Source organism: Methyloglobulus sp., from assembly GCF_046714055.1.
Lineage (GTDB): Bacteria > Pseudomonadota > Gammaproteobacteria > Methylococcales > Methylomonadaceae > Methyloglobulus.
This window is the reverse complement of sequence record NZ_JBKKBJ010000180.1, coordinates 1-11,882: the sequence shown is the minus strand read 5'-3', so window position 1 is coordinate 11,882 and position 11,882 is coordinate 1. Positions and strand designations below refer to the sequence as shown.

Sequence of the window (11,882 nt, the reverse complement as noted above, 5' to 3'; positions counted from 1 at the left end):
AGCTTGAAGCCGAAGCCCAACTGGATCGGCGTGAATTCGGAACTGATGACGATGAGCAGCGAGAAGCCGCTCTGGCCGTTGGGCAAGCGGGTATTCAACAGCCCGAAGGCTTTGAGCGTGAATTGGTCCTGGTATTCGAGTTCGAGGATGCCAGAGTAGCGCTCCTCCTCCGGCTCGAAGTCCAGGAAACCGCCGCCTTTGAAACCGCCACCGTCGATTGAGAGACCGAGGCCGCTGGGGGGCGTGAAGCGGAGGTCCACGCCCAGTCCACCGAGTGCAGGCGGCTCGCTGTCGGGGCCGGCAGCGAGTATGTCTTCTCGGGTATGGCGCGAAATGCTGCAGACAAAACCGATGCGCTGGACCACCAGATCGATCGGTCCCAGTCTGCCCTTGACACTCAAGCCCACGGTGCACGCTAGCCTAGCGGCGGACGAAGGTCCCGCGGGCGCCTCGCCCAGTGCGATGTTTACGCGCGTAAGCGTGATGGGCCCAAGCGGGATGTTCTCCAACAGGTCGATGTTCAAGTTCGGCTGGCCATTGAAGGTGAGACCGCTCCTGCTCGACCAGACGACCTCGGGTGAGAACGACAGCTCGAGCGACGGCCGGTTCACCATCTGCCTGGCGAAGCTATCTGCTTCGGCCATGGGGACTACAAGCTTGCACCCAGCCAGTCCGCCGGGTCTGCCGGCAGCAACGCGCAGCACGACCTCGGGATCGCTCGCTAAGCCTTCAAGAGATACGCTAGCGGAAACGGTTGACAACTCGATGCGGGCGGTCCGTTCATTTCCCAGCAGGTACCAAGGCGTCTGTCGTGTGCTGATGATCTCGAGTCGCGTGCCTAACGCAACGGCACCGCCGATCAGTTCGGTTTCGTCAGGGAATAGCGCGAACCCTATCGCGTCACTTGCGTCCGCGGCGACGGTCCAGCGCATCGTAAAGTCCGCACCGAGCGGGACGGACACGCCCGCAGCCCCACGCAGGAGCGGCTTTACCAGCAATCCCAACGCCTCTCCGTCGGCAGCACGGGCAGGAAAAATCTCGAATCCGACGGAGTACAAGGTCTGGTCGTCCGCGGAGATACGCTCCAGCAGGATCACCCGCAGAGCCGCCGCATCTTCCTGCACCGTGTGGTCGAGATCGGATGGAAAGGGGGGCGCGGAACTAAAGGCCGACACAATCAGTTTCGCCGATACGCGGGCGGCCCGCAGCACCAGGACCAGGTTCTCCAGCGCTCGTCTGTGGTCGAAGGGATGAGCCTGGTCATCCCAGTAATACGCCCGCTTGAGAGCCGGCAGCGGCTCCTTTACCATCGCCAATGCTTGGTTCCAATCCACCGACACCCGCATATAGACTCTTCGGAACGGCTCGCTCGGGCGGACCTGATCAACGCGAATCACACCCCAGACGCGCATGACCAGATAGAAGCCTGAGTGGAAAACACGCACGTATTCCTCGAGCAGATCGTCGAACAAGTGCTCACTGAGGTTCACCCAAAACTCGGTTTGATCGAGCGGCGCTGGGAGACCGCTCAGCCCCCCGACCTCAAAAGCAGCCATGGCGCGGATGAGCGAACCCGCCGCTTCGATCAGACTGGCGATATCGGCAGCGTCCAGTTCTGCATCTGGCGTGGCGTCCAATATCTGCTGAAGCTGCTGCGCCATCTCTAAAAACTGCTCGAGCGGTTCGCGGATGTCTGCCGCCTGCCGGATTTGATCGTATGTGGCCTCGTCCAGGGGCACCATCCACCCGTAACGATGGAACAGATACTCAAGACCCTCCAGGCTGTCGAACCGACGTCTCAGTGGCTCGACGAAGTCGCGGAACGCCAGGTAAAGATGTGCGAGTTGGTTCTTCATCATCAAACTTTCGGCAGTTCGTTGAGCAGCTGTCTGGCTAACTCACGGATGATTTGCCTACGTACTAGGTTCAAGTCGACTATCCCGGCGTCCTTAAGTACCTTCATCATGCAATCTTCCAGATCCCATCCCCGCATAAGATCGCCGACCACTTCGTCCGCGTAGTCCACGATCTTCATTCCCACCTCTTCCATGACCTGAATGCCGTCCTCAAAGCCCTCTGACATCTCTTCTTGCGCAAACACGAAAACCGAGTATTCACCCGATTCGTCCACCTGCTCCTGGTAGTACCGCGCGATCTCCAGATGAGCGCCCGGCAAAAACAACTTGCTCTGGTCGTGGAGGTCGATGGGGAGATCGCTTGGGAAAGGGTCGCGTACGGTCAGGCTGATAAGCTCGCGAAGCCATTGCCTCATTGCCGTCAGCCTTCCCGTGTTCTCCCAGACTTTCAGCGTCTGTATTTGCGCCTCCAGGAACTTCCCCCACATCGTCAGCGGGATAGTGATAGTTGGTGCGATCCGCAGGAATCTCCCAATGATGGTGTGGGTGACCCCAATGATGGTGGGGGTGCCCTCAATGATGGCGAGGGTGCCTGCGCTCGGCGCGAACCATGGCAACTTTTCAACTATCCTGACCGCGAGGCCGTCCCTCATGAAGGCAATGTTGAACAGGCCGAGCCCGATATTCGCGATTTTGTACTTGTCGTAGAGGAACATTACATGATCGAGAAAGGTCTTGCCATCCGCCGTAGTCTCAAGGCCGAGCAAACGCTTGATCTCCTCCGGATCGGCGCCCTGTAGCTCCTTCCATCTATTAATGACCGCGGCAAACTCCTCACAACTCAGATCGTCCACCTCCTCCAACTCGAGGGTGGCCTTATCGGTCGAGAAGAAGGGCTCGAGACCTTGCCGCTGTAGCTGCCGGAGCTCCTCCAGATCGGTGAACGGAGAATCGGCTTCCAGTTGGGGGCCGGCATTGCGGTCGTTAAGCTCATCCAGTTCACGACCCAACTTCTCCCAGAGGTTCTCCTCGGCAAACAGATCGTTCTGAAACGTGCTGAGGGTGGGGTGGGATACCTTCACCTCCCGCCATATATTGTTGAAGCTAAAGTCGTGGACGACGAGATGCTTGTCCTCGCTCTCGCTCCGCGAAAGCTCCGCATGCGGCTGCTCGAAGAGCGGATTCGATTCAAGGAGCGTCCCATACTGCTCCATCCACCAAGTGAAGTAGTCCTTCTTCCGCGCGATCGCTTGCTGAGCGTGGTGGATGTAGAAGCTGTAGACCGGGCGGTACGGCTTCCGCAAGTCGTCGATTACAAGCATTAGCTCTTCGATGCTGAACCGGTCGAGATACGCCGCTAGCTCGGTACCCGGAGTATCGGGATCCTGGCCCAGGAGGCTCATCAAGGCGTATTCCTCCCGTAGCCGGGCTTGTCCCTGGAGTCCTTTGTAAACCGTGATACTGTGGCCAGCGATTCCCTGGTCTGTCGCTGGGTGTTCCAGCTTCACAACATAGCGTTCCTGATCCTGGATTGCCCAAGTGATCTTCTCAGTCGGTCCAGAACCGGAGGCCGACAACGTCTGGATCTGCGCGGCACCGGACAGGTCAACATCCAAGTTCTCCTTAAATTCCGTCCGGATGTTAACGTCGCCGTCTGAGAAGTTACCCAGCTTCAGCAGGGCGAGGACAGCGTCGAACTTCTGCTTGAGCTCGGGGTTGGGAACGACTTCCTCGGCATAGGCTGCCAGCTGGAACAACTTGCCCTTCCACAATTCATGCTCGCCCTCATAAAAGAATAACTGGAGGGGCAAAGAATCGCGGGCGCTCTCGACATCCATCAACGATGCCGAAGCAACTAGCGCTGCCTGACGTTCACTTCCCTCGAACACGATAAGCTCGCCGACGTCGTACTGGATGGTGTGCTTCGTGTCCGCGTGCTCGGCCTCGTCCTTGATCAGCCACAACGTATTAGTCTGAATCACGTGCACCCGGGCATTGCCGGACAGCGGATGGTTAAGATCGGAAAACCTCTGCTTGAGGGTGGGGTCGATCTTGCGCGCGTTGAGTCCGTCGATCAACACCTCGTACTCCGTGGCTGGGTTGTCGAACGGTGTGGACGCCAGTTGGAACGGCTCGGTGAACATCGCCCGATCGGTCAGGAACTGAACGATGGCGTCTTGACGCTCGGGGGTGTGCTCGTCGCCAGGAAAGAACCTTTGCTTTACCAAGTGGTGATGAGCCTCAAGTCGGCTCTCCGCCCGCATGCCGCTCATGATCGGGTGCGAGCCGAAAAACTGGTACTCGGTAGGCGCATAAACGTTGGCCCGGCCGCCGAAGAAGGAATAAAGCGCGTATAAGCATTCCGCCGAACTACCGACCCGGCAAGCGCGAATGGTCACCCACGAGTCATCCAGCAGTCGCGCAATGACTGCAGTCCGCTTCTGCTGCACGCTGACGAACTTCCCATCGCTGAAGTCCTTCTGAAGTAACGCTATGGAAAAGGCAGAAACGTTGCGATACTCCTGCAGGTTGGTCCCGGAGGCGGCTGCAAACACAGGCAGCACCATCCCCTGCCTGGTGCCGTGCGCGACCATTACGATCTCCCGGATCTGGGTGATGCCGCCGCTCACCTCCGAGTGCAGGGAGACGATCATGTCCTCGAGGCTGCGCACCTCCTTGCGGACGTGGTTCTTGTAGAAGCGGTCGAAGAAGGACCGTGCGCCCTTGCCGTATCCATTGCTTGAAGGGACGAAGTAGAAGATGAAGTCCTTAGTCCCGCTTTTCGTGGGAAGCGGATACTCGACTCGCCCGTCGAAGATCGCCTTTCCTCTCCCAACCATCACCTTTTGATTCATTAGTGCCCCACCTTATCAGTTTCCGTTTCGACAATGTGAGTCTCCTTGATTACAAAGTACTCATCCTCCAGACTCTGTGCACGATTAGATTTGCGCAGTTTCCGGCGCAGCCACCAAATCCACAAGCCAAGAGTAATACCACCGAATAGAAACAAAGGAAAAAAATGGAAAAAAAGAAAGCACTTAAAAATGCTAAGACGATAAAGGCAGGGATTAAGATTAGATAGATTTTCCAACGGCTAACAGGAAAAATATGCTCGGCTTCGCTACTCAAAGCATCTCCCTTCCCTTGCTTCAAGGTATACCGGATTTTTATCTCCCCCCGATCTTCTGCCATATCGCACCCATTTATCACCTGATTTTTATGCAGGCTAGTTTTTAAGTTAGATTGAAACAGCTCTATAGGTAAAACGACCAACAATTAACTAACATGTCTGTTAAGTTGGCAATGACACTGGATTTAACTATGCTCCTATAATTAAATAAATGTCAAACTTTTTTCACGTCAATTTCAACTGAATGGCTACTCATGGCAGCCTCGAAGGTCCGAAATTGGCCGATAACGTAGGCCAGCTAAGAGTAACTTTGCTGATCGCCAGTGGCTGCTTTTGGGTATTTCTGGTGGGGGTTTATGTCACGGTTTTCAGTGGACTATGCACACAGGCTTCAGTTGTTACTGTTCCCCTCATGGCCTATAGGTTGCTGATGTTGATCTGGTCGTTCTGGCTGGCTGCGTCGCTGCTTAACTGGCTGAAATGGGGCTGGAACTGTTTTTCAAGCAACGGACTGTGGAAAAAAGCGGAGAAAGGACAAGGAGCAAAGGTAGTTCCAGAACAAAAATAATCGAAAAAAGCAATCTGCGCCTGTGTTGCTTCGGCAATGCTGTCGTTAAAGTGGGGTAGATACCAAAAGTAGTTGGCAGGTTGTTCGTGCTGTGCCTGTAGAAGCATGAACGGCCTGCCAACCACTACGCCCAATGGGTGAGCAATCCAAAACCCCACCCTTCGACTCGCGAACGGGATTTTGGATTACTCAACTGGTTTTTTAGGTTGAACTGGGCTTCCTGCCTCGCCTCCAATTTTCGTTTTGCGCCCCTTCGGGGGGATTCCCTCAAGGCCGTAAACCGGATAAATTGTAAGGTGGATGAGACGCGCAAAAATACGATATACCCGTTTTGGTTGTTCAATGGGCGCGTCGTAATCCCCCTACGATATTAATCCTGCCTTAAACCCTGCCGATGCAGTGCTAACCACTGGATCGCAATAATCGGGATGCCGGACTCAATCTTACCTTCTTCCAGCATTCGATATGCCTCATCGAAAGCTACGGCATACACCAGAATATCCTCATCTTCATGATCCAGCCCATGAATTCCGCCAACCTGGGTGCTGTCAACCCTGCCATAAAACAGGCTGATCTGTTCCGATGAACCGCCCGGTGTCGTGTAAAACCGGTTGATTAGCTTTAGCTCCAGAATATCGCAACCCGCCTCTTCTTTCGATTCACGGTGGGCAACCTGTTCGGCGGTTTCGCCTTCGTCAATGGCTCCTGCAACAATCTCCACCAACCAAGCATGATCGGGATTTGCGGCGGCACCTATGCGAAATTGCTCAATCAGCACGACCTTATCAGCATCGGGATCGTACAATAAGACTGCCACGCAATTCGTGCGCCGGAACAGCTCACGGCTGATCTCCCCGCTCCAGCCACCGCCAAACAGGGTGTGTTTCAGGCAATATTTTTCCATCTGGTAAAAACCATTGTAAACAAGGTCTTTGTTGATGATTTCAAATTGTCTTTTCATTATTTGCCTTGATATTCAACCTTATAAATCACGCCTGACTGATCGTCGGAAATAAGCAGGCTTCCGTCCGGCATTTCCAGAATATCAACAGGCCGTCCTAAAACGCTATCATCCTTCGTTAACCAACCGTCGATAAAAACTTCTTCGGAAACCGGCTTACCTTGTTTGAACCTAACTAATGCAATGCGATAACCATCGGGTTGAGTGCGGTTCCAGGAACCATGCTGCGCGACAAAGAGCTGGTTTTTATATCCAGCCGGAAACTGACCGCCGCGATAAAAACGTAGGCCTAAAGGCGCGACATGGGCCTTAAATTTCCAGGCTGGCGCGGTAAATTCTTTGCATTTTTTTTCAGTACCGAACTTAGGATCAAGCATTTCCCCGGCATGACAGTAAGGGTAACCGAAATGTTCACCCACAGCAGACCACTGATTCAATTCTTCGGGCGGCAAGTCATCGCCCAGGTAATCCCGGCCATTCTCAGTGAAAAACAAGCTATCCGTTCCGGGTTGCCAGTCAAAACCTAAGGTATTCCTGATGCCGGTGGCAATGATTTCAAAATCACTGCCATCCGGGTTTAGCCGTAGCAAGGAGGCATAAGGTTTTCCCGGTTTACAAATATTGCAGGGCGCACCGATGGCGGTGTATAGCTTGCCATCGGGGCCAAAACGCAGATATTTCCAGCCGTGATGTTTATCCGAAGGCAGTTGGTCGTACACGACAGCCGGTTTGGGGGGCTTACCCAAGGATTGAGTAATATTGTCATAACGGATGATGCGGTTGATTTCCGCAACATACAAAGCACCATCCTTATAAGCCACACCATTCGGCATGTACAAACTCTTGGCAATCGTATAGCTTTTATCGGCAACGCCATCATGATCGGAATCTTCGACCGCATATACATGTCCGCCAGCGCCTGTGCCAACAAAAACAATGCCTTCATCACCCAATGCCAAGCTACGGGCATTGGGCAGATTATCGGCAAAAACAGACAGCTTGAAACCGTCCGGCACATGCAGATTTTTTAACAGCTCCTGACGGTTTTCGGGTTGTGCAAAGCCCAAACCTGTGTTAAATACCAACAAGGGTATGAGTATGGTTTTTGCAAATTTCATAAAATATCCTCCTCAATTAAACTTATAACCAGTTTATCATTCTAAAAAGACATTGAATTCATTTATTCAATCCCCATAACGGCTGTACAACACTGACTAAAGAGGCCACACCATGATGCGAATTTTACTGTTTCTCGCTACTAACATCGCTGTGATGATTGTTATTAGCATTCTATTTAAACTACTGGGCTTAGGCAATTATCTAAATGCACAAGGCACGGGAATTGACCTGGGAGCATTATTGATAATGTCAGCAGTCATCGGCGTGACCGGATCGGTGATTTCTCTAGCAATGTCGAAAACGATGGCTAAAAGGTCAATGGGAGTGCAAGTCATCGAACAACCCCAAAATCAGACCGAAAAATGGCTGTACGATGTGGTTATTAGACAATCCCAGAAAGCGGGTATCGGTATGCCGGAAGTGGGCATTTTTCAATCCCCAGTTGCCAATGCTTTTGCTACGGGAATGAACAGGAATAGTGCGTTAGTGGCAGTTAGCACTGGTTTGCTACAAAGCATGACACCCGATGAAGTGGAAGCCGTCGTCGGACATGAAATCTCGCACGTCGCCAATGGCGATATGGTGACGATGGCCTTAATGCAAGGCGTACTGAACACGTTTGTTTACTTCTTTGCCACGATCATTGGTCATGTGGTTGACCGAGCCTTATCCGGCAATAATGAACGTGGTGGTTTTGGCATGGGCTATTACATCGTACAAATGATTGCCCAGATTGCTTTGGGTTTCCTGGCCTCCATGCTGGTCGCCTGGTTTTCACGTCACCGCGAATTTAAAGCCGATGCGGGTGGCGCGAACCTGGCGGGGCGGGAAAAGATGATTGGCGCGTTACGTGCCTTACAACGTGGTCATGAAGCCGAAGAACTGCCCGGCCAATTCGCCGCGTTCGGCATCAACGGCGGCGGTATGCAACGGCTGTTTATGACCCATCCCCCTTTAGAAGAGCGTATTGCCGCATTACAAAACAACCGTTAATTCATAGGTTATAAATGCCGGACAAGCGTTTGTCCGGCATTTGTAAAAAAGTCAATCTATCTTCAAGACTTTTGCACCGCGAATGCGTCCATTCTTCAACTCAATCAATGCTTCATTTGCCTGTTCCAGCGTAAATACCTGAACTTCGGGTTTGAGGTTCATTTCCGCCGCCAGACTCAAAAACTCGGAAATATCGGATTGGGTGATATTTGCGACACTCTTTATTTCCTTTTCTTGCCAAAGATGCTTCGGATAATCTAAATCCAGCAGACTGTGCTTGTCATCTTCCTTGCGGATTGCGTTAATCACCAGCCTGCCGCCGGATTCCAGATTAGCCAGTGCTTCGACTATAGGCTGCCAGGCTGGTGTGGTATCGATGATGCTATCCAGCGTATACGGTGCCCGCTCCGTGGTATCGCCGACCCATACCGCGCCCAGTTCCAGGGCAAATCGTCTTTCCTCGGCACTCCGGGCAAATACATAAACGTCAGTATTCGGATATTTGTGTTTTACCATTTTTAACACCAAGTGACCGGATGCACCAAAACCCGTCAAGCCAAGCCTTTGCCCATCCCTGAGTCCGGTCAAACGTAACGACCGGTAACCGATTGCACCAGCACACAACAAGGGTGCAGCCTCCACATCGGAAAATACTTCCGGGATGACAAAGGCGAAACGTCTTGCAACCGTCATATACTGCGCATAGCCGCCGTTAGCATCCCTGCCTGTCGCGAGAAATTCAGGACACAGGTTTTCATTGCCTGCCAGACAGAATTTACAGTGGCCGCAAGTGGAAAATATCCAGGCAACGCCCATTCGATCGCCAGTTTTTATATCACTGACCTGACTACCCAAGGCTTCAACCCGGCCGACCACCTGATGGCCTGGAATGACCGGTAATCGCGGCGGCGGAGTTCGTCCTTCAATTTCGTCGAGTTCGGTATGGCAAACGCCGCAACTTGAAACTTTGAGCAGAATGTCGTGTTCGCCGGGAACCGGGACAGGCAGTTCCGTGGGTTCCAGCGGGGTCTTGTTCTCCTTGAGGTTGCAGAGTTTGTTCAATACCATGGCTTTCATTGATTTTTCTCCTGTCCGGTTTGATTTAGGTGGCATTTGATGCGCTTATTCAGGTTTTATTCTGCTATGTTTTGTCACTAACTGTAGAGATTATGTTCTCAATTGAAAATCACCTTGGGTTATGTTGCAATCGCAGGACTGGGTAGATACCCATTAAAGATGAGTACGTGTTATGTTGATAACAAAGCCTGATAAGAACTTGGCGTTTCTGGGAGTAAATAATATTGAATGACACCAAGCCATCGCCGGATTCAGGTTTTCCCCTGATTAAAGCGCTTTGTAAAGCAGATGCTTATGATCATGAAGTCGCTTCTGTTCGCCTCATTGAAACCCATATTTCCTGGGTGCTGCTGACTGGGCAATACGCCTACAAAATCAAAAAACCGGTAAATTTTGGTTTTCTCGATTTTTCCACGCTGGAGAAACGCCGGATTTTTTGCCACGAGGAATTAAGGTTGAACCAGCGCCTGGCTGCAGATTGGTATCTTGGAGTTGTGCCGATAACCGGGCAATCTGAGCACCCTAAAATGGATGGTACAGGTCAAGCGATTGAGCATGCCGTTAAGATGGTTCAGTTTCCTTCGCCACAAACATTGAGGGAATCTTCCGAGAGTGGTGAGTTGGGTACTGATGAAATTGATCAGATTGTCGGCATTGTTGCCGATTTTCATCAAGCCGTTGAAAAAGCCGACGGACAGTCCCCTTATGGCGACAGCCATAACATCAGGCATTGGTTTGTCGAGAATTTTGACCATATCAGGCCGTTGCTGGACGATAAGCTTCAGTTGCATCAACTTGAAGCCATCGAGTCCTGGAGCCATGACGAATGGATTGACAAGTCGCAACTGATGCAACAGCGCAAACAGCAGGGCTATGTGCGCGAATGTCACGGTGATTTGCATTTAGGTAACATGACCCTTATCAATGGCAAGGTTGTCCTGTTTGATTGCATCGAGTTTAATCCGATGTTGCGCTGGATTGATGTCATCAACGAGGTCGCTTTTCTTGTGATGGATTTATTGCATCTAGGATTTGACAGATACGCCTATCGTTTTCTTAATCGTTATCTTCAAAAAACTGGCGATTACTCAGGACTGGCTTTGTTGCGGTATTACCTGACTTATCGTGCGTTGGTGCGGGCTAAAGTGGCTTTATTGCGGATAGCCCAAAACCCTGATGCCGCTGTATGTACACAGGCTCACTCCGAATATGCAGTTTTTGCCAATCTGGCCGTACGGTTTACTAAAGACAGTCGGACAGCATTGATTATTACCCACGGTTTTTCAGGTTCGGGAAAATCTACATTTGCCAGTCAACTGGCCGAAAAAATCGGTGCCTTACAGATCCGCTCGGATATCGAACGCAAACGCCTATTCGGCTATCATGTTCAAGACGATACCGCTAGCGGTATAAATAGCGGTGTTTATACGCAGGAAGCCGGGCAAAGGACTTACCAGCGTTTGGCTGAGCTGGCAAAGGCCGTGCTTGAGGCCGGTTTTTCTGCAATTATCGATGCGGCTTTTCTTAAATCCGAACAACGGAACCTGTTTCGGCAGCTTGCCAGCGAATGCAAGGTGCAGTTTTTTATCATCGACTTTCAAGCGTCGGAGAAAACATTATGCAGACGTATCAGGCAACGGGAAAATGACCCGTCGGAAGCGACGGTTGATGTCCTGCATCAGCAGCAGCAAACGGCGCAGCCGCTGCTTGGAGATGAGCAAAACCATGTAATAACAATAAATACCGAGAGCGATAATGCCCTGGAAAAACTTTTAGCCAATTTAGGCCCCTCGATATGACGGGTTTCGCTATACTCCCCCGGCTTCTCTACTGGACGAGCCTGCAATCAAAAATTCGGCAAATAGTCAGGAAGGTGTTTGCGAATATCTGCGGCGCTTTGTGTAGTGATATTTTTATCGAGTTCGAAACTGATGTGTTTTTTTATGTTGTCCGGTAAGCAATGACGCAGAAGGCCAAGGAATGAAGGCTCAGCAATAATCAGCAATTGTTCAAATTTGTTGGCGTTATACCCCGCCTCCAGGTGTTTGGCTAGCTGATGGGCAAAGTTGTCGGCCTCGTGTTTCTTCGGGTCGGTCGGTTGTTCAAAAGCATGGCCGCTACCGTCAGCGCTCTTAATTCTTCCGGGTAGGTCAGTCGTCATTTCCCGGTCATGTAAAC

At 51.8% G+C, this 11,882-nt stretch carries 9 protein-coding genes; 3 read left to right on the top strand and 6 right to left on the bottom strand.

Going from position 1 to position 11,882, the window contains the following annotated elements; translation table 11 throughout:
* Both ACLQ6D_RS10770 and ACLQ6D_RS10765 read right to left on the bottom strand, forming a co-directional pair.
* Positions 1-1,859, bottom strand: a 1,859-nt coding sequence (locus ACLQ6D_RS10770; RefSeq protein WP_411727283.1) for a DUF6603 domain-containing protein, incomplete at its 3' end; no start/stop codon positions are given.
* Positions 1,859-4,711 (bottom strand): hypothetical protein, encoded by a 2,853-nt coding sequence (locus ACLQ6D_RS10765; protein ID WP_411727282.1) that lies wholly within the window; start codon positions 4,709-4,711, stop codon positions 1,859-1,861. The genes ACLQ6D_RS10765 and ACLQ6D_RS10770, both read right to left, overlap by 1 nt.
* Before the next feature lie 519 nt (positions 4,712-5,230).
* On the opposite strand from ACLQ6D_RS10765, the gene ACLQ6D_RS10760 reads away from it, so the two are divergent.
* Positions 5,231-5,554, top strand: coding sequence for a hypothetical protein (locus ACLQ6D_RS10760; protein WP_411727281.1), 324 nt, complete (start codon positions 5,231-5,233; stop codon positions 5,552-5,554).
* Positions 5,555-5,924: 370 nt separating this feature from the next.
* Here ACLQ6D_RS10760 and ACLQ6D_RS10755 read toward each other — a convergent pair whose 3' ends face one another.
* Together ACLQ6D_RS10755 and ACLQ6D_RS10750 are read right to left on the bottom strand one after the other, a co-directional pair.
* Positions 5,925-6,515, bottom strand: coding sequence for an NUDIX domain-containing protein (locus ACLQ6D_RS10755; RefSeq protein WP_411727280.1), 591 nt, complete (start codon positions 6,513-6,515; stop codon positions 5,925-5,927).
* Positions 6,515-7,633 (bottom strand): PQQ-dependent sugar dehydrogenase, encoded by a 1,119-nt coding sequence (locus tag ACLQ6D_RS10750; protein ID WP_411727279.1) that lies wholly within the window; start codon positions 7,631-7,633, stop codon positions 6,515-6,517. The genes ACLQ6D_RS10755 and ACLQ6D_RS10750 overlap by 1 nt, the downstream gene beginning before the upstream one ends.
* A 112-nt stretch (positions 7,634-7,745) precedes the next feature.
* On the opposite strand from ACLQ6D_RS10750, the gene htpX reads away from it, so the two are divergent.
* Positions 7,746-8,627 (top strand): protease HtpX, encoded by an 882-nt coding sequence (gene htpX / locus ACLQ6D_RS10745; protein ID WP_411727278.1) that lies wholly within the window; start codon positions 7,746-7,748, stop codon positions 8,625-8,627.
* Between the two features lie 51 nt (positions 8,628-8,678).
* On the opposite strand, the gene ACLQ6D_RS10740 is transcribed toward htpX, so the two are convergent.
* On the bottom strand, positions 8,679-9,704 hold the full coding sequence (locus ACLQ6D_RS10740; protein WP_411727284.1) for a zinc-dependent alcohol dehydrogenase family protein: 1,026 nt from the start codon (positions 9,702-9,704) through the stop codon (positions 8,679-8,681).
* Between the two features lie 224 nt (positions 9,705-9,928).
* Between ACLQ6D_RS10740 and ACLQ6D_RS10735 the strand changes: the two genes are divergently transcribed.
* On the top strand, positions 9,929-11,503 hold the full coding sequence (locus tag ACLQ6D_RS10735) for an AAA family ATPase (protein ID WP_411727277.1): 1,575 nt from the start codon (positions 9,929-9,931) through the stop codon (positions 11,501-11,503).
* Positions 11,504-11,550: 47 nt separating this feature from the next.
* Here ACLQ6D_RS10735 and ACLQ6D_RS10730 read toward each other — a convergent pair.
* A partial coding sequence (locus ACLQ6D_RS10730) for a host attachment protein (RefSeq protein ID WP_411727276.1) occupies positions 11,551-11,882 on the bottom strand: 332 nt, incomplete at its 5' end.